The 19,317-nt window shown below is 39.1% G+C and carries 16 protein-coding genes; 8 read left to right on the top strand and 8 right to left on the bottom strand.

The features are described 5' to 3' along the window. Positions 1-207: 207 nt before the first annotated feature. From V7164_RS16425 to dnaA, 8 genes are all read right to left on the bottom strand, one after another. The gene (locus V7164_RS16425; RefSeq protein WP_335347365.1) at positions 208-1,296 is read right to left on the bottom strand and encodes an HD-GYP domain-containing protein; all 1,089 of its coding nucleotides are present in this window, start codon (positions 1,294-1,296) and stop codon (positions 208-210) included. Positions 1,297-1,392: 96 nt separating this feature from the next. Further along, positions 1,393-3,918: a DNA gyrase subunit A gene (gene gyrA / locus V7164_RS16420; RefSeq protein WP_335347366.1), complete on the bottom strand. Its 2,526-nt coding sequence runs from the start codon at positions 3,916-3,918 to the stop codon at positions 1,393-1,395. Between the two features lie 170 nt (positions 3,919-4,088). Further along, on the bottom strand, positions 4,089-6,011 hold the full coding sequence (gene gyrB, locus V7164_RS16415) for a DNA topoisomerase (ATP-hydrolyzing) subunit B (protein ID WP_335347367.1): 1,923 nt from the start codon (positions 6,009-6,011) through the stop codon (positions 4,089-4,091). Between the two features lie 108 nt (positions 6,012-6,119). After that, positions 6,120-6,359: an extracellular matrix regulator RemB gene (gene remB / locus V7164_RS16410; protein ID WP_335347368.1), complete on the bottom strand. Its 240-nt coding sequence runs from the start codon at positions 6,357-6,359 to the stop codon at positions 6,120-6,122. Positions 6,360-6,368: 9 nt separating this feature from the next. Next, on the bottom strand, positions 6,369-7,487 hold the full coding sequence (recF, locus tag V7164_RS16405; RefSeq protein WP_335347369.1) for a DNA replication/repair protein RecF: 1,119 nt from the start codon (positions 7,485-7,487) through the stop codon (positions 6,369-6,371). A gap of 48 nt (positions 7,488-7,535) precedes the next feature. Beyond that, positions 7,536-7,745 carry a S4 domain-containing protein YaaA gene (gene yaaA / locus V7164_RS16400; RefSeq protein ID WP_335354615.1) on the bottom strand — a complete coding sequence of 70 codons (210 nt, stop codon included), beginning with the start codon at positions 7,743-7,745 and terminating at the stop codon, positions 7,536-7,538. Between the two features lie 181 nt (positions 7,746-7,926). Beyond that, positions 7,927-9,063, bottom strand: coding sequence for a DNA polymerase III subunit beta (dnaN, locus tag V7164_RS16395; RefSeq protein ID WP_335347371.1), 1,137 nt, complete (start codon positions 9,061-9,063; stop codon positions 7,927-7,929). A gap of 175 nt (positions 9,064-9,238) precedes the next feature. Beyond that, a complete protein-coding gene (gene dnaA / locus V7164_RS16390; protein WP_335347372.1) occupies positions 9,239-10,585 on the bottom strand; it encodes a chromosomal replication initiator protein DnaA in 1,347 nt (448 codons plus the stop codon). Positions 10,586-11,319: 734 nt separating this feature from the next. Here dnaA and rpmH point away from each other — a divergent pair. The 8 genes from rpmH to noc all read left to right on the top strand — a co-directional run bounded on the left by rpmH (position 11,320) and on the right by noc (position 19,134). Further along, positions 11,320-11,454: a 50S ribosomal protein L34 gene (gene rpmH, locus V7164_RS16385; RefSeq protein WP_066296007.1), complete on the top strand. Its 135-nt coding sequence runs from the start codon at positions 11,320-11,322 to the stop codon at positions 11,452-11,454. A 79-nt stretch (positions 11,455-11,533) separates the two neighbouring features. Beyond that, positions 11,534-11,905 (top strand): ribonuclease P protein component, encoded by a 372-nt coding sequence (rnpA, locus tag V7164_RS16380; RefSeq protein WP_335347373.1) that lies wholly within the window; start codon positions 11,534-11,536, stop codon positions 11,903-11,905. A gap of 164 nt (positions 11,906-12,069) precedes the next feature. After that, the gene (gene spoIIIJ, locus V7164_RS16375; protein ID WP_335347374.1) at positions 12,070-12,846 is read left to right on the top strand and encodes a YidC family membrane integrase SpoIIIJ; all 777 of its coding nucleotides are present in this window, start codon (positions 12,070-12,072) and stop codon (positions 12,844-12,846) included. Next, positions 12,843-13,463, top strand: a complete 621-nt coding sequence (gene jag / locus V7164_RS16370) for an RNA-binding cell elongation regulator Jag/EloR (RefSeq protein ID WP_335347375.1) — start codon at positions 12,843-12,845, stop codon at positions 13,461-13,463. Before spoIIIJ ends, jag begins: the two co-directional genes overlap by 4 nt. 473 nt (positions 13,464-13,936) lie before the next feature. Further along, positions 13,937-15,322, top strand: coding sequence for a tRNA uridine-5-carboxymethylaminomethyl(34) synthesis GTPase MnmE (gene mnmE / locus V7164_RS16365; RefSeq protein ID WP_335347376.1), 1,386 nt, complete (start codon positions 13,937-13,939; stop codon positions 15,320-15,322). A 130-nt stretch (positions 15,323-15,452) separates the two neighbouring features. Further along, positions 15,453-17,342 (top strand): tRNA uridine-5-carboxymethylaminomethyl(34) synthesis enzyme MnmG, encoded by a 1,890-nt coding sequence (mnmG, locus tag V7164_RS16360; RefSeq protein WP_335347377.1) that lies wholly within the window; start codon positions 15,453-15,455, stop codon positions 17,340-17,342. A gap of 36 nt (positions 17,343-17,378) precedes the next feature. Further along, positions 17,379-18,095, top strand: coding sequence for a 16S rRNA (guanine(527)-N(7))-methyltransferase RsmG (gene rsmG, locus V7164_RS16355; protein ID WP_335347378.1), 717 nt, complete (start codon positions 17,379-17,381; stop codon positions 18,093-18,095). 163 nt (positions 18,096-18,258) lie between these two features. After that, the gene (noc, locus tag V7164_RS16350) at positions 18,259-19,134 is read left to right on the top strand and encodes a nucleoid occlusion protein (protein WP_335354614.1); all 876 of its coding nucleotides are present in this window, start codon (positions 18,259-18,261) and stop codon (positions 19,132-19,134) included. Positions 19,135-19,317 lie beyond the last annotated feature (183 nt).

Genomic DNA, 19,317 nt, shown 5'->3' with positions numbered 1-19,317 from the left:
CTCAGAGGCGACTTTATTAATATATGATTTCTATATAACGTTGTCAACATTTTTTTCAAAGGAGTTATTTGCTCTCGCTTGCTGACTTGAATTAGTATAACAAGCCCATAGTGCTTTTGCAAGTGTTTTTTACGCATAAATCGACTTTTTATTATTGTAAAATATGTTAATTCCCTTTTGCAAAAAAATAGACCAACTATTTGTGGTCTATTTAATCACTTCCTCTATATATAATTGCCGAAGCTTTTCTAAGTGAAAAATTTCACCGGTTTGATTTATTTTCACAAGTGGCCTTGTCGGAGTTTTTTCTTCTAAAAACATAATTTCAGCTATTTGACCATTTGAAAGCTTTACACTGCTTCCAATTGAAAAAGTCATAAAGCCTGACCCGATTGCGTGCATCGCTGCAATATCATATTTCCCGAACATATCCTGGAGCATCATTTCTAAAACTTTAAAAGGTGACTGTTTTTTTCGGTAAAGTCTATTACTAGTCATGGCATGAAAGGTATCAGCAACCGCAATGATTTTGGCAAATGTGCTGATTTTATTGTTTTGTTCCCCTAATGGATAGCCACTTCCATCTAATCTTTCATGATGTTGAAAAATCCCTAACTTTGTCGTTTCTTTTAATAGAGAAATATTTTGCACCATCTTATAGCTATAAACTGGATGTCTTTTAATCTCTTCAAATTCCTGAAGAGTTAAGGTTGAATTCTTAAAAAGGATAGAAGGCTTTACTTTTGCCATTCCTGCGTCTGAAAGACAACCGCTAAGAGCAAGCTGTAAAACATCTCCTTTATTATATTTAAGTTTCTTTCCGATAAAGGCACTTAATAGCCCGACTGCAACAGAGTGCTGATACAGGTATTCATCATTAGTTGATAAATGATGCAGGGAGAACAAATCAGAGGGATTAGTTTCTGATTTATCAACGAGAGGAAGCATAATGTTTCTTATTTTTGAAATATCAATCGGCAAACCTGATTGCCAGTTCTTAAATTCCCTTTTAAAATTTTGAACTCCTATAAGAAACATATCTTCCAGACATCCATTGTTCTCGCTTGGTGCTTCCTTTGTTTCTCTCTCATCAATTATGTATTCTTTTGGAATAAACACAGAGCCATTAACCATTAACTTTTCTACAGCTACTTCCTCAATAAGAAAAGCATTTAATATATGTATTAATTCTTTCGTAAGAATGCTTTTCTTTGTAACAATTGGACGATTTGTCAGACTATAAATATCTTCAGATACAATACATCCCTCTCGCAATTCCTTTATGTTTACACGCACAGTCTTCCACCCCAAATGTCATGAGTCGTTTTTACCATTATACCCCATTAAACACAAAAGGAGGAACACAAAATTTGTGTTCCCCCGATTTGTATATTATTCTTGATCATCTTCTACGGATTCCTCATCTGGAAGGAATTCAGCACTTTCTAATGGCTTTGTTAATTCCTCTTCAGGTTTATCCTCTTCTTTTTCAACCTTGGCAACAGTAGCGACAAATTCATCTATGTTTTCGTCTAAACGAATGAGTCTGACACCTTGAGTGTTACGTCCCATTGTCGAAATATCACTAACAGCCATGCGGATTAGGACACCGCCAGTCGTAATTAACATTAAGTCTTCTTCGCCAGTGACCGCTCTCATGGAAACTAGATTTCCATTTTTCTCGGTAACATTACATGTTTTAATTCCTTTTCCGCCTCTTCCTTGAATACGATATTCTTCGGAAGGTGTACGTTTACCATAACCGTTTTTCGTAACAATTAGTATTTGAGAGTTCTCCTCCAACACTTCCATTCCCACTACTTCATCATCACCGCTTAAGCTTATTCCTTTAACCCCTGTTGCGGTACGTCCCATTGAACGGACATCATCTTCAGGGAAACGAATGAGCAGCCCATTTTTCGTTCCAATAATAATTTCCTTCTGTCCATCTGTTAAGCGTACAGAAATCAGCTCATCATCTTCTCTTAAATTAATGGCAATTAACCCATTGTTTCTAATATTAGCAAATGAAGTAAGAGGGGAACGCTTAGAAATCCCTTGCTTAGTTGTAAAGAATAAGAACCAATCATCTACAAATTCTTCAATAGGGATAATAGCGTTTACCCATTCATCCTTCTCGATGCCGCTAAGCAAGTTAACAATTGGAATTCCTTTCGCTGTACGGCTAAATTCAGGAATTTCATATCCTTTAGAACGATATACCTTCCCTTTGTTCGTGAAGAACAAGATTGTGTCATGGGTTGATGTTGTCATTAAATGCTCAACAAAATCATCTTCATTTGTCCCCATGCCTTGAATTCCTCGGCCACCACGCTTTTGGGCACGGTAAGTAGAAACCGGCAGACGTTTAATATAGCCTTTATGAGTTAGAGTGATGACGATATTTTCACGGGGAATAAGATCTTCATCTTCAATTTGCTCAATGCCCCCTGCAACGATTTCCGTGCGGCGCTCATCATTAAATCTTTCTTTAATTTCAAGCAATTCTTCACGGATAATTTCGAGTACCTTTTCCTCATCCGCTAATATCGCTTTCAGCTCGGCAATTAGTTTAACTAAGCTTGCATATTCATCTTCAATTTTTTCACGCTCTAAGCCTGTTAAACGTTGTAGACGCATATCTAGAATTGCCTGAGCTTGCTTCTCAGAAAGATTAAATTTAGACATTAATCCTTCTCTGGCAATATCCGTTGTTTGAGAGCCGCGAATTAATGCAATTACTTCATCCAAATGATCGAGTGCAATTCTTAAGCCTTCAAGAATATGAGCACGAGCTTCCGCTTTTCTTAATTCAAACTCTGTTCTGCGGCGGATTACGACCTTCTGGTGATTGAGGTAATACTCTAAACATTGCTTTAAATTCAGTACTTTCGGTTCCCCATCAACGAGAGCAAGCAAATTGATTCCGAAGCTCGTCTGCATCGCCGTTTGCTTATATAGATTGTTCAATAATACACTTGCATTAGCATCTCTGCGAACTTCAATGACAATCCGCATACCGTTACGGTCGGATTCATCACGCAAATCGGTAATCCCGTCAATCTTTTTATCTCTAACCAGCTCAGCAATTCTTTCAATCAGCTTAGCTTTATTCACTTGATAAGGAATTTCATTGACAATAATGACTTCTCTGCCATTTGATTTTTGTTCAATGTCTACTTTTGCTCTTAATGTAATAGAGCCTCTTCCTGTTTCATAAGCCTTGCGAATGCCGCTTCGGCCGAGAATCATCCCAGCTGTAGGGAAATCCGGTCCCGGAATAATATCCATCAGCTCCGGAATTGTCATATCAGGATCCTTACTAATGGCAAGAACTCCATCAATGACTTCGCCAAGCTGATGCGGAGGGATATTCGTTGCCATTCCAACAGCTATTCCTGATGTACCATTCACTAATAAATTCGGGAATCTAGCCGGCAAAACAACGGGCTCTCTCTCTTCCCCATCATAGTTATCCTGATAATCAATTGTGTCTTTATTAATATCTCTTAAAAGCTCCATCGAGATTTTGGACATACGAGCTTCCGTATAACGCATCGCTGCTGCAGAATCCCCATCGACAGAACCAAAGTTGCCATGCCCATCTACAAGCATATAACGGTAGTTAAAGTCCTGAGCCATCCGCACCATTGTTTCATAAACAGCAGAGTCACCATGCGGATGATACTTACCAATAACATCCCCAACGATACGAGCTGATTTCTTATAAGGCTTGTCTGAATGCATGCCAAGATCATGCATTGCGTATAAAATCCGGCGATGAACCGGCTTTAATCCATCTCGTACATCTGGTAAAGCACGAGATACAATAACACTCATCGCATAGTCAAGAAAGGATGAACGCATTTCCTGACTTATATTAATCTCTTTTACTGAGGGCTTCGGAGTTTCAGCCATGTAAAGAACCTCCTTTATGTGAACAACTATTTCTCAATCTATCCATAGGTGAAAATTCCCGATGAATAGTTTCTATGATAAAAGGTAGCCTAAATATCAAAAGTAGCTCCCTTTGCACTTCATGTATATAAAACCAGGATAGAATAATAGCCATCTACCCTGGGTCTCAATCAAATATCTAGGTTCTTAACATATAATGCATTTTCTTCAATAAATTGACGGCGAGGTTCCACTTTATCACCCATAAGGATTTCAAAGGTTTCATCCGCTTCAATCGCATCTTCAAGATTTACCTGCAATAAAGTTCTTGTTTCTGGATTCATCGTTGTTTCCCAAAGCTGCTCTGGATTCATCTCTCCTAACCCTTTGTAACGCTGTACATTTGGTTTAGGACTGCTTGGCAAGCTCCCCATAACTTCTTCCAGCTGACTTTCATTGTAGGCATACTCAATCCGTTTACCTTGCTGGATTTTGTATAAAGGTGGCTGAGCGATATAAATATATCCCGCTTCAAGGATTTGTCTCATATAACGATAGAAGAAGGTTAATAGTAAAGTACGAATATGGGCACCATCAACATCCGCATCGGTCATGATAACAATCTTGTGGTATCGCGCTTTCGAAATATCAAAGTCATCACCAATGCCCGTTCCAGCTGCTGTAATCATGGCTCTTACTTCGTTGTTTGAAAGAATTCGATCCAGTCTAGCTTTCTCAACATTGAGGATTTTCCCTCTTAGCGGAAGAATGGCTTGGAAATGGCGATCACGCCCTTGTTTGGCGGATCCGCCCGCTGAATCACCCTCAACAATATATAATTCAGAGATGGATGCATCCTTTGAAGAACAATCCGCTAATTTACCAGGTAAGCTTGATACTTCTAATGCACTTTTCCGTCTTGTTAATTCACGAGCCTTTTTAGCTGCTAATCTTGCACGGGCAGCCATTAGCCCTTTTTCAACGATTTTTCTCGCAACAGCCGGGTTCTCTAGCAGGAATTTGTCTAATGCCTCAGAAAAAACAGTATCTGTAATCGCACGGGCCTCAGAGTTCCCTAGCTTTGTTTTTGTTTGTCCTTCAAATTGAGGGTCCGGATGCTTAATGGATATAATAGCCGTAATTCCTTCGCGGACATCTTCCCCTGAAAGATTGGCATCATTTTCTTTGAAAATCCCACTTCTTCTTGCATAGTCATTAATAACCCTTGTTAAAGCTGTTTTGAAACCGACTTCATGGGTTCCGCCTTCATACGTATTAATATTATTGGCAAAGGAATAAATATTGCTTGTATACCCATCATTGTACTGGATGGATACTTCAACATTAATTCCATCACGCTCGCCCTCAATATAAATCGGTTCCTCGTGAAGGACTTCCTTTGAACGATTTAAATGCTCAACGTACGACTTGATTCCGCCCTCATACATATATTCTAGCTTCTTGCCATCTTCTCGCTTATCCTCAATGTTAATTTGGAGGCCGCGATTTAAGAAGGCTAATTCCCGAATACGGTTTGCCAGTGTATCAAAGTCGTATTCAAGTGTTTCAGTGAAGATCTCCGGATCTGGCCTGAAATGTATCGTTGTCCCTGTATGATCGGTTTCTCCGATGATCTTTATATCCCCACACGTAACGCCACGCTCAAATTTAATATAGTGAATATGTCCATCCCGATGAACAAATACTTCTAATTCAGTGGAAAGTGCATTAACAACAGAAGCACCTACACCATGCAGCCCGCCGGAAACCTTATATCCGCCGCCGCCGAATTTCCCTCCAGCATGGAGAACGGTCATAATAACTTCAACAGCTGGACGGCCCATTTTTTCCTGAGTATCGACAGGGATACCACGTCCGTTATCGATGACGGTTATACTATTATCTTTCTCGATGCACACATTAATCTCTGAACAATATCCGGCTAATGCTTCGTCAATACTGTTGTCTACAATTTCCCATACGAGATGGTGCAAACCTTTAGCACTTGTAGAACCAATATACATCCCTGGACGCTTACGAACCGCTTCTAGACCTTCTAAAACCTGTATCTGATTGGCATCATAAGACTCTTCCTGCACTGCCTTTTGCTCCATTGACACATCGATCACCTACACTTTCATTTGCATTACTATCAAATATCAATTATCTATAAAAAAGCCTGGCTAATCCTTATTCTATTTCGCCAAACTATTATCTTTATTTTAAATTGCAGATTTCGCGGAACGCTTTTTTAATGTACCTGATGCCAGTGGGGAAAAGTAGATTTCCTTCGTGGTAATGACCACTGATTTATAAGAACCTTTGGAGAGGTTTATGACAGAGTGCTTCTGGCGCTCTAAAAACTCTTCTATCATTTTAGAAGAGTGAACACTTTGCTTATCAACAATAGCGACAATATCCTTGGAACGAACTAATATATCTTCTCCGACATGGATGTACAAATGCTCACCTCATTGAATCTTTTTCACGCTTCCAGCTTCCACCCTGAAAGCAGCTGCCTCTTTTAAGGTCTTATGATCAATTCCATCAACACTTGTTGTTGTGACAAAGGTTTGTACTTTTCCTTGAATCGTATTTAATAAATGTGATTGCCGATAATCATCAAGTTCTGAAAGTACATCATCAAGAAGCAATAGGGGATATTCACCAATCTCAGAATGAATAAGCTCAATTTCTGCGAGCTTAACAGATAAAGCTGTTGTTCGCTGCTGCCCTTGTGAGCCAAAGGTTTGTACATCGCGCCCATTTACATAAAAAGTAAGATCATCCCGATGAGGGCCGAACATCGTAACACCACGTTCAATTTCTCTATTTTTTATTTTTCCAAACTTATCTTCGTATACTTTTATCATTTTCGACAAATCTTGCTCATCTGATACATCTGCCGATGGCTTGTACTCTATTTTCAACGATTCAAGCCCTCTTGATATTCCTTCATGAATCGGCATTGCCCAATTTTCAAGCAGCTGCAGAAATTCGAAGCGCTTTTTCACGATTTTGACGGCAGTTTGAATAAACTGCTCTGTCAGGATATCCAGCATTGTTTGATCCGTTTGTTTTTTTATTTGGAGCTGCTTTAAATAGTGATTTCTTTGCTGCAGTATTTTTTGATACTGGCTAACATCATGGAGATAGATGGGAGAAACTTGCCCTATTTCCATGTCGATAAAACGCCGTCTTACCTGCGGGCTTCCCTTTACAAGATGGAGATCTTCGGGAGCAAACATGACGACATTCATATTTCCCACGTATTGACTTAATTTTTGCTGTTCAATATGGTTGCACTTAGCCTTTTTTCCCTTTTTGGAGATAACTAATTGCATCGGCAAGGAACCTCTATTTTTTTGGACCCTACCTTCTATTTTAGCATACTCTTGGTCCCAGCGAATAAGTTCTTTATCATTTGAGGTACGATGCGATTTTGCCATGGCTAATACATATATGGATTCCATGACGTTTGTTTTTCCTTGTGCATTCTCACCCAATATGACATTCACCTTATTTTCAAACTGGACTTCTAATCCTTCATAGTTCCGGTAATTTTTTAACAGCAATTGCTCTATATACATGGACCTACATCCTTTTAGCATAGCTCTCTGCTACAGAAGGCCTATTTTTTAAACAATCGTAAATGAACCAAAGTCCTCGATTTGAACTTTATCTCCCGTTCGGAGCTTTCTGCCTCTTCTTTGGTCCTGCTCTCCATTTACGAATACTTCATATTCACTTAAAAACCACTTGGCCATCCCGCCAGACTGAATAACCTCAGCTACTTTAAGAAATTGGCCCAATGTAATATATTCCGTATCAATTTTGATTTCTGTCATCTTTTCACTTCCTCGATTGTTTGATTTTTTGTCAAAAAGAAAATAAAAGCTATCTCCCCTTATTTTTCCCATAAAATCAAAACAATTTCTAGAATGTACCCTAAAATTCTATTTTACTAAAAATTTAGCGATTATACAAAGAAAAGCTACCAGCTCTTATGCTGGCAGCCCTTCTTGTTTATTAATACGTTCTAACCGGCAAAATCAGCTGGAGAATGGAATCGTCATTAATTGGTCGAATAACAAATGGTCTCATGGCTCCCGTGAAACTAATCTTAATTTCTGAACCCTCTAGTGTTTTAAGTGCATCCATCATAAATTTGGCGCTGAAGGAGATTTTTAAATCCTCACCATCTACAGATTGGCTTTGTAATTCTTCGACAACATGTCCGATTTCTGGTGTATTAGAAGATATTTCAATAACCCCTGCGTCAATCGTTGTAAATTTAACGACATTATTTCGTCCTTCTCTTGCTAATAGTGAAGCACGATCAATCGCATGTAAAAACTCCTTCGTATTGACGACAATATCTGTTTTGCTTTCTGTCGGGATCAATCTGGATGTATCAGGATAATTACCTTCAAGTAATCTTGAGAAAAATAATAGGTGCTTGGCTTTAAATAAAACTTGATTTTCTGTAATGACAATTTCAACTGGATCATTATGATCATCCAAAATTTTGCTTAATTCACTTAAGCTCTTTCCTGGAATAACGACATTGTAATTTTCTGCAGCTTCTGTTTCTATTCTTGCTTTTCGAAGCGCTAAGCGATGGCTATCTGTTGCAATACAGGTTAATTCCCCATTTTCCACTCTCCAGTTTACACCTGTCAAGATAGGGCGTGTTTCTGAGGTGGACACTGAAAATACCGTTTGTCGAATCAACGCTTTAAGAAGATCGGTTGGAATCTTAAACACATTTTCTTCCGAGATTTGCGGTAATAACGGATACTCCTCCGCATCTAAACCATTTAATTTAAATTCAGATTTTCCAGAGCGGATGACTGTTTGCAGCTGGTTTTCCACATGCATTTCAACCGTATCCGTCGGCAGCTTCTTAACAATTTCGCTAAAAAACTTAGCCTGGAGCACAATGGAGCCTGTTTGCTTGATTTCAGCAATTTCATCTCCAGCTTCTTCTTTAGGAATAAATGATTCAATCGATATATCTGAATCACTGCCTGTTAAAGTTACTCCTTCAGATGTCGCGACAATTTTGATCCCCGTTAAAATTGGAATAGTAGTTCGGCTCGTTACCGCCTTCATAACATCTTGAACACCTTGAACTAATCGATCCCGTTGGATTATAAATCTCATTTCTTAATCCTCCGTTTAAACTATTTTTATGATTTTAGTTATATATTTTTCTTTTAAAAAATACTAGAAGTACTAGTAGGGCTTGTTAACATGTGGATAACTGTATTTTTTTAATGGAAACACAGCCTATCCACATGTGGACAGACTGTGTATAAGCTGGTTGATGTTATGCACACTATATTTTTAGTATTTCATGAATCTCTTTAATTTCTTTTTGGAATTGAGTATCTGTTTGTACGAGTTTAGAGATTTTTTCATGAGCATGGATCACGGTTGTATGATCCCGTCCTCCGAATTCTTCTCCAATTTTAGGCAAAGAGAAGTCTGTTAATTCCCGCGATAAATACATGGCAATTTGTCGAGGAAATGCAACGGATTTTGTTCTTTTCTTCGCTTTAAAATCTTCTAGCTTCACATTATAGTGTTCCCCGACAACACGCTGAATATCAAGTATCGTAATCACTTTTGGCTTTGAGCTTGGAATAATATCTCTAAGAGCCTCAGCTGCCAAATCGGCATTTATGTCTTTATTAATTAAGGATGAGTACGCAACAACGCGAATAAGAGCGCCCTCTAATTCACGAATATTAGAGTCAATCTGATTGGCAATATATAGCATAACTTCATTTGGTATATCTAGTCCTTCAGCTTTCGCCTTTTTGCGCAAAATAGCAATCCTTGTTTCAAGATCTGGCGGAGTGATATCGGTGATAAGCCCCCATTCAAATCTGGAACGAAGCCTATCTTCAAGGGTTGGGATTTCCTTTGGCGGCCGATCACTGGATATAATTATTTGCTTGCTTTCCTCATGTAATGTATTAAAGGTATGGAAAAATTCCTCTTGAGTTGATTCTTTTCCTGCTAAAAATTGAATATCATCAATTAACAATACATCCACTTTTCGATATTTATTGCGGAAATCGACGGCCTTATTATCACGAATAGAGTTAATAAATTCATTCGTAAATTTCTCTGATGATAAATATACAACCTTAGCTGACGGGTTATGATCCAACACATAATGGCCAATGGCGTGCATAAGGTGAGTTTTTCCAAGTCCTACTCCCCCATAAATAAATAAAGGGTTGTATGCTTTAGCTGGTGCTTCAGCTACTGCTAATGAAGCAGCATGGGCAAATCGGTTTCCTGAGCCGATAACAAACGTATCAAATGTATATTTAGGATTAAGCATGTTTAATGGCAGTTCAGGATGTTCATCCTCTTTATCCGCTTTTCTAGGCGGGTTTGGAAAATTAAGCGCTTCTTCACTTTGATTTTGAGGAATGATAAATTTTACTCCTAATTCTTCTCCAGTTATGTCATAGAGAATTCCAGAGATCAATTGGGAATAGCGCTCTTCCAGCCAATCACGGGCAAACTCATTCGGCGCAGTAATCGTTAACGTGTCACCTTGAAGAGAGTGAGCTTTCGTTGACTTCAGCCATGTTTCATAACTGGGTTTGCTTATTTTCTTTTCTATGCTGGTCAGTGCATTATTCCAAAGATCCGCAATGTTCTCCAATAGATAGCCCTCCTTTTCCAGTTATTATTAAAGAAATTTTCGTTAGCAGGTAGAACGTAGTAGGCCAATAATCACTTTTTATTAGTGTATTAGAATGATAGGCACCAAAAAAATATAGGCTATACAAGCAGTACAACCTACATATTAATAAATATACAGACTCATGTATGTGGAAAAACATATAATAAGGAAAAGAAGAAGGATTTCGACAATATCCACTAGCTGTGGACAAGGTTTTACAACCTTAAAGAATAAGTCATCCACATCTTATCCACAATCTGTGGATAACGAAGTTATGCACAATGATTTATTAAGTGTGAAAACACAAATATGATAACAGATATTCCTAAGAGGTGCAATGGTTTTTAAGAATCTATCCACAAGGCTAAGAGTATGTGGATTTAAATTGTCCACAAGGGGTGTTTGTGTGAAAAAGCTGTCGATATGTGTTGTGGATAATAAAAAACGTGTCGAAAAATTATCCACAACATAAGAATCGCAGGCTATTCGGGTGTTAAATTAAAAAAGTGGAGAAAATTACTTTCTTAAAAACAAAATTTTTAAGTGACAGAGATTCAAAAAGAGGGTAAACTTTCTTGGTGGATCTTTTTGTAAGAATTGAGTTAGTTTAGAATGCAAGCTTACGAATTTCTACCAGTTGACAACATTCTAGTTACATCTTTATAATTAGTAGGACTGTCTTTAACAGCTATTCCTCAGGGAGGTGTCATATAATGAAAAGAACTTACCAACCAAAAGCACGTAAAAGAAGTAAAGTTCATGGATTCCGCAGCCGCATGAGCACGCCAAACGGACGTAACGTCTTAGCTCGCCGCCGCCGTAAAGGAAGAAAAGTATTATCTGCTTAGGCCACTGAAACGTCAGTGGTCTTTTTTTCCATAATCAATTAAAAACAGAGTCTTCCGCTTGTTAGAGAGGTAAGAGAAGATGAAAAAAGAATTTAGAGTGAAAAAGAATAAAGAATTTCAAGACGCCTTTAAAAAAGGCAAGTCATTTGCCAATCGGCAATTTGTTGTTTACTCACTTAATAAGCCAGGTCAGGAGCACTTTCGAATTGGTCTTTCAGTGAGTAAGAAAATTGGCAACGCCGTAAATAGAAATCAGATCAAGCGCTATGTTCGTCAAGCTTTTCACGAACTAGAGCATGAATTAAAACATCCTTTCGACTATATTATTATTGCAAGAAAGCCTGTTGCTGATATGGGTTTCCATGAAATTAAAAACAGTTTAATTCATGTATTAAAGCTGTCGAAGGTTATGGTTAAGCCTAAGCCAGGAATGGCTGATAAACAGTCTTAAGAAGAAGTGTTTTCTTTAAAGACATGCTTTATTAATAATGTTAAAATATATGTAGTTTTGTTTTCCATAATCTTCTGAATTGCATTTATATATTTAGAAGGTGACAAACTTGGGAATAAACATACAATAGATTAATTTTCTTAGCAGTAAGGAGGAAAAATCGTTTGAAGAAAAGAATACTTCTAGTAGTCGGGCTGATCTTCTTAACAGCGCTTTTATCAGGCTGTATGGATATTAACGTGCCGATTACATCCGAAAGTGAAGGCTTTTGGAATCAGTACATAGTTTACCCGCTTTCACTTTTCATCATAAAAGTTGCTGAATTTGCTGGTGGCAGCTTTGGTTTATCGATTATCATTGTCACCATTATTGTCCGCTTATTCATGCTTCCTTTAATGATTAAACAAACGAAAAGTTCTAAGGCAATGCAGGCATTGCAGCCAGAAATGGCAAAATTAAAAGAAAAATACAGTTCAAAAGATCAAAAAACCCAACAAAAGCTGCAGCAAGAAACCATGGCGCTATTCCAGCAGCATGGGGTCAACCCTTTAGCTGGATGTTTTCCATTAATCATTCAAATGCCAGTACTGATTGGATTCTACCATGCTATATCCCGTACTCAGGAGATTAAGTTACATTCCTTTTTATGGTTTGAACTAGGTGCTCCAGATCCAATTTATCTTTTGCCGCTAATTGCTGGTGTAACAACATTTATTCAGCAAAAAATGATGATGGCAGGTACAGCTAATCAAAATCCGCAAATGGCGATGATGCTTTGGCTCATGCCGATAATGATCGTTGTTTTTGCTATTAACTTCCCAGCTGCCCTTTCATTGTATTGGGTAGTCGGTAATATCTTTATGATCGTTCAGACGTATTTTATTAAAGGTCCGGAGCTGAAAGCTACAGCAACCGGTAAAGCAGGAGGAGCAAAAAAGTGAAACAAGTAACTGCTACAGGACAGACCGTCGAGGAAGCAGTAAAGTCGGCTCTAGCTCAGTTGCAGACAACGGAAGAACGTGCAGAAATTACAATCGTCGATGAAGGCAAAAAAGGGATCTTTGGCATCTTTGGTTCACGACCTGCAATTGTAAAAGCTGTTATGAAAATAGACCCAATTGAAGAAGGCAAGAAATTCCTATTAGATGTAAGTGAAAAGATGGGCGCTGCGATTGAAATAGAGGTAATTGGCAGCGGGAGAAACATCGAATTCATTTTAACAGGGGAAAAAATTGCTCTGCTTATTGGAAAAAGGGGTCAGACTTTAAATTCTTTGCAGTATTTAACACAATTAGTTATGAACCGCTATTCGGAACAATACATTAATGTATTACTGGATGCGGAGGATTATCGGAAAAGGCGAAATGATACACTTATTCAGTTAGCTGGACGATTGGCGCAAAAGGCGATAAAGACAGGTCAAACTGTTACTTTAGAACCGATGCCTTCATATGAAAGAAAGGTCATTCATACTGCTCTAGCTGATAATAAAAGGATAAAAACGTATTCAAGCGGAAATGACCCGCATCGCCATCTCGTCATTACACCCGTTAAATAAGCAGGAACCCAATCTCGTGATTGGGTTCTTTTTTTTGTTCTAAAAATTCATTGCATCATTTCTTGTCATAGGATACGGCTGCTTTGTTGTTATTCACATGTGGATAAGATAAAATATAGTATACCTAATTTGAAAACTGTGGATAAATAAAAGGTTTTTGAAAATATAAATGCTGTGGACAAGTTTTATTTAAAGCAAGAAGAGGAAGACAAACTTGTTTTCTAATAAAAAGGCATATGATATTCTATTATTTTGTAGAAATCACAGGAAGTAACGTTTATCGCAGATTAACGGGCTGTAAGACCTCCACTTCAAGAAGTCGAGTAAAACAAAAATTTCTAAGTGGGGGTCAACAGCCCGTAAAGGCCCGATTGGTTCAACTAACAATCAGTGGGGGATGAAAGAAAACCCCCACTGATTGAAGTTTCACTTTATAGATAAATAAAGCTTTTAATGAAAAGAGGTGGAGTGTAATGGAATTAGATACAATTGCAGCCATATCAACGCCTATGGGCGAGGGAGCGATTGCGATCGTTCGGTTAAGCGGGGATGAAGCGATTGCGATTGCTGATAAAATGTTTAGAGGTGTTAGCGGTAAAAGACTGAAAGAGGTTGCCTCTCATACGATCCATTATGGGCATATGGTCGATCCAAGGACGAATGAAATAGCTGAAGAAGTCATGGTCTCGGTTATGAAGGGTCCCAAAACCTTCACGAAAGAGGATGTCATTGAAATTAATTGCCACGGAGGAATTGCTTCTGTCAATCGGGTGCTTCAACTTGTTCTGAGTCATGGGGCTAGACTTGCGGAGCCTGGGGAGTTTACGAAGAGAGCTTTCTTAAATGGACGGATTGATTTATCTCAGGCTGAAGCTGTCATGGACTTAATTCGGGCAAAAACGGATCGGGCGATGAATGTGGCTCTTGGACAAATGGAAGGCAGACTTTCGAAGCTTATTCGGAAGCTTCGTCAGGAAATATTAGAGACGCTCGCACATGTTGAGGTAAACATTGATTATCCTGAATATGATGATGTGGAGGAAATGACCCATCAGCTCCTATTAGAAAAGGGCTCATATGTTAAAGGGGAGATTGAAAAGCTGCTTCGTACCTCGCATCAGGGGAAAATATTACGTGAAGGATTATCGACCGTCATTGTAGGGCGTCCAAATGTAGGAAAATCCTCTTTGTTGAATAGTCTTGTTCAAGAAAATAAGGCGATCGTAACAGACATTCCTGGAACGACTCGTGATGTGATTGAAGAGTATGTGAATGTTCGCGGTGTGCCATTACGTTTATTGGATACAGCAGGGATAAGGGAAACTGAGGATATAGTCGAACGAATCGGCGTTGAAAGGTCCCGGCAGGTGTTAAAGGAAGCGGACCTTATTTTGCTTGTTCTGAATTTCTCTGATGAATTTACGGAAGAGGACGAGAATTTATTTAAAGCTGTCGAAGGTATGGACGTTATCGTCATTGTGAATAAAACCGATCTTCCTCAAAGCATTGATATGGATCGTGTCCGGAACCTTTCTCGGAACCATAAGCTTGTCACAACATCCTTATTAGAGGATAGGGGAGTAGATGAGCTGGAGGAAGCGATTGCTTCTCTCTTTTTTGAGGGCTCGATCGAATCAAGGGATATGACGTATGTTTCGAATTCTCGCCATATTGCCTTATTGAATCAAGCGTTAAGTGCAATGGAAGATGCTTTAATGGCAGTAGAAATGGGAACCCCTATTGATATTGTACAAATTGACTTTACAAGAACATGGGAGCTGCTTGGAGAAATCATCGGAGACAGCGTCCACGAAAGCTTAATTGACCAGTTATTCTCGCAGTTCTGTTTAGGAAAATAGATGATTTTTTAATTCTTGTTATTTGGACAGGAAAAGCGGAATCCAGAGGAAGTTGTCCGAATGCGGCCGTTATTCGGACAAGAAATTTTTGTCCAAAACTAAAGCTAAAGTAAAAAAAGGAGGCAGCATCATGCCATATGAAGCTGGAACATATGATGTCATTGTGGTCGGGGCTGGTCATGCAGGCTGTGAGGCTGGCCTTGCGTCTGCCCGCATTGGCGCGAAGACATTAGTCGTCACCATTAATTTAGATATGATTGCCTTTATGCCGTGTAATCCCTCTATTGGAGGTCCGGCAAAAGGAACCGTTGTAAGAGAAATAGACGCTTTAGGCGGCGAAATGGCAAAGAATCTAGATAAAACCTATATTCAAATGCGCATGCTGAATACAGGAAAAGGGCCTGCTGTCAGAGCGTTGCGTGCACAGGCTGATAAATTTGCCTATCAGCATGAAATGAAGAAGGCACTCGAAAGTCAATCAAACCTTACTCTTATCCAAGGAATGGTTGAACAACTAATCATTGAAGATGGTGTATGTAAAGGTGTGATCACCCAAACAGGTGCTGTTTATCATGCGAAAGCTGTAATAATTACAACAGGGACCTTCTTAAGAGGAGAAATCATCCTAGGCGAACTAAAATATTCAAGCGGTCCGAACAATCAGCAACCTTCTATCAAGCTTTCTGAGCATCTAGAGGAAATCGGCTTTGAATTAGAACGCTTTAAAACAGGTACACCTCCTCGTGTGAACAGCAATACGATTGATTACAGTAAAACAGAAATTCAGCCTGGTGATGATGCACCGCTTGCCTTCTCATATGAGACGACAAAATTTATAACAGACCAGCTGCCATGCTGGCTAACCTATACAAGTGAACGCACACACCAAATTATTGAGGCTAACCTGCATCGTTCCCCGATGTATTCCGGGATGATCCAAGGAAAGGGGCCGCGTTATTGCCCATCCATTGAGGATAAGATTGTTCGCTTTAACGACAAGCCGCGCCACCAAATTTTCCTGGAGCCTGAAGGACGAAATACGCAAGAGGTCTATGTTCAAGGCTTATCGACAAGCTTGCCAGAAGAAGTACAGCATGATTTGATCCGCAGTGTCCCTGGCTTGGAAAATGCCCAGATGATGCGCGCAGGCTATGCGATTGAATATGATTCCGTCAGACCGACTCAGCTTTGGCCAACATTAGAGACGAAGAGGGTAAAGAATTTATATACAGCTGGGCAAATTAATGGAACATCAGGCTATGAAGAAGCAGGTGCACAGGGCCTCATGGCTGGAATCAATGCGGCTATGAACGTATTTGACAAGGAAGAGGTCATTTTGAGCCGTTCGGATGCCTATATCGGGGTTATGATTGATGACCTGATTACAAAAGGGACGCAGGAGCCTTATCGATTACTCACTTCTCGTGCAGAATACCGCTTATTGCTTCGCCATGATAATGCTGATCTGCGATTAACGGAAATTGGTCATTCTGTTGGTCTTATCAGTGAAGAACGCTATCAAAAGTTCCTTTCTAAAAAACAATCGATTGAAAATGAAATCGAACGGTTAAAAGGAATTATTTTAAAGCCATCAAAGGACGTTCAGGAAATCATCAAGAGCCTTGGAGGCAGCGAATTAAAAGACGGAATCCGGGCCTCAGACCTGCTGAAAAGACCAGAAATGTCCTATGAGCATATTTGGCAGCTCGCTCCTGGGGAAGAAAATCTGGATCAAGAAGTAAAAGAGCAAGTAGAGATTCAAATTAAGTATGAAGGCTATATTGATAAATCATTGCAGCAGGTAGAACGATTAAAGAAAATGGAAGACAAAAGGATCCCTGAGAATATTGATTATGACGCGATTACTGGTTTGGCAAAAGAGGCAAGACATAATTTAAAAGAAGTCATGCCATTATCCATTGCACAAGCTTCTAGAATTTCGGGAGTCAATCCTGCCGATATTTCTATTTTGCTTATTTATATTGAACAGGGCCGAATTGCAAAGGTCACAAACGAATAAAGCTTGCCATTTCATAGCTTGAGAAAGGATTGGCGAATGAATACAGAACAATTTATTGAAGCGCTGGCGGCGAAGGGGATCTCCCTCTCGCCTCAGCAATTAGATCAATATGAGAAATATTTTACCTTATTAGTGGAATGGAACGAGAAAATGAACCTAACGGCGATTACAGATAAGCCAGAGGTTTATTTAAAGCATTTTTATGATTCGATCTCAGCAGCCTTTTATTTTGACTTTACGAAGCCATTACATATTTGCGATGTAGGAGCAGGAGCGGGTTTCCCAAGTCTTCCAATTAAAATTGCATTTCCAGAGCTGCGGGTTACGATTGTCGATTCTCTTAATAAACGGATTGGCTTCTTAGAGCATTTAACAAAGGAACTTGGCTTAAAGGACGTTCAATTAATTCATGACCGAGCGGAAACATTTGGTCAGAAAAAAGAGCACCGTGAATCATATGATGTCGTTACTGCCCGTGCAGTTGCAAGGCTTTCTGTTTTAAGCGAGCTATGTATGCCGCTAGTAAAAGTCGGCGGTACATTTATCGCGATGAAGGGTGCTAGTGCTGATGAAGAACTAGAAGTGGGGAAAAAGGCCATTTTCATCCTAGGTGGAAAACTTCATCAATCATTTTCTTTCACGCTCCCACAGGAAGATAGCGAACGCAATCTATTAATTATTCACAAAGAAAAGGCTACACCCAAAAAATATCCTAGGAAACCAGGTACCCCAAACAAGACTCCAATTGAATAGGATTACACTTTTCAAAGAATTGTGGCATAATTAGTAGGGATAAGGGTACAGGTTCCATGTCTCATTTAAGATAATTGGAAAAATAAAATCCTGATTTTCAGCAGGACTTGTCAATTTTATAGAGAATATGTAATAGGGAGTTTCGTAAAGGTGGTGCAGGGTGATGAAGCATTCTTTTTCACGCTTTTTTGGCCTAGGCGAAAAGGGAGAACAAGTTGAAATAGAAAAACAAGAAGAAATAGATGTTGAGAAGATTGGGGAATATGAGGAAATTAAGAAAATCCCCATAGATCATATTGTTCCTAACCGTTTTCAGCCAAGAACGGTATTTGATGAGGATAGAATTGAAGAACTGTCACGAACCATACATACTCATGGCATCATTCAGCCGATTGTTGTTCGGGAATTTGAGAATGGGCAGTTTGAAATTATCGCAGGTGAGCGCAGATGGCGTGCCATGAAGAAGCTAGGCTGGGAGGAAGCTCCTGCCATCATCAAAAATCTAAATGATACAGAAACAGCTTCTGTTGCCTTGATTGAAAACCTGCAGAGGGAAGAATTGTCTCCAATTGAAGAAGCAATCGCATATGGGAAGCTATTGGAGTTACATCATTTAACCCAGGAAGCATTAGCTCAGCGCTTAGGAAAAGGGCAATCAACCGTTGCAAATAAGCTCCGGTTATTAAAGTTGCCTCAAGAGGTTCAGGATGCTTTATTATGTAAAGCGATTACTGAGCGCCATGCCAGATCACTCATCCCGCTTAAGGATCCTGAAAAGCAAGTGAAGCTTCTAGAGGAAATTATTGATAAAAATCTAAATGTAAAGCAAACGGAAGACCGGGTTGTTCGTCTTTTAGAACAAAATAACCCGAAGCCAAAACCGAAAAGAAAAGCGTTTAGCAAGGATATGAGAATTGCTGTTAATACAATCCGTCAATCCTTATCTATGGTTTCAGATAGCGGTATTAACCTAGACTCGCATGAAGAAGAATTTGATGAATTCTATCAAATAACCATTAAAATTCCAAAAAAGAAATAATGAATATCTTATATACTCATGAGAAATTAAACAGTCCATCGTTTAATTTCTCATGTTTTTTGCATGGGTGTCTATTATGCTGTATGAATTCCAATGATTGCTAGGGTTCTCCTGAAAACGCGGAATATAAAGCGTTCATGAAGCTCATTTAGCAAGGGTACAGTTGAAAATGCGCACTATGAA

Source organism: Bacillus sp. JJ1474 (genome assembly GCF_036965225.1).
GTDB lineage: Bacteria > Bacillota > Bacilli > Bacillales > Cytobacillaceae > Cytobacillus.
The sequence above is the reverse complement of the archived record's forward strand: the minus strand, read 5'-3'. Positions and strand labels throughout refer to the sequence as shown.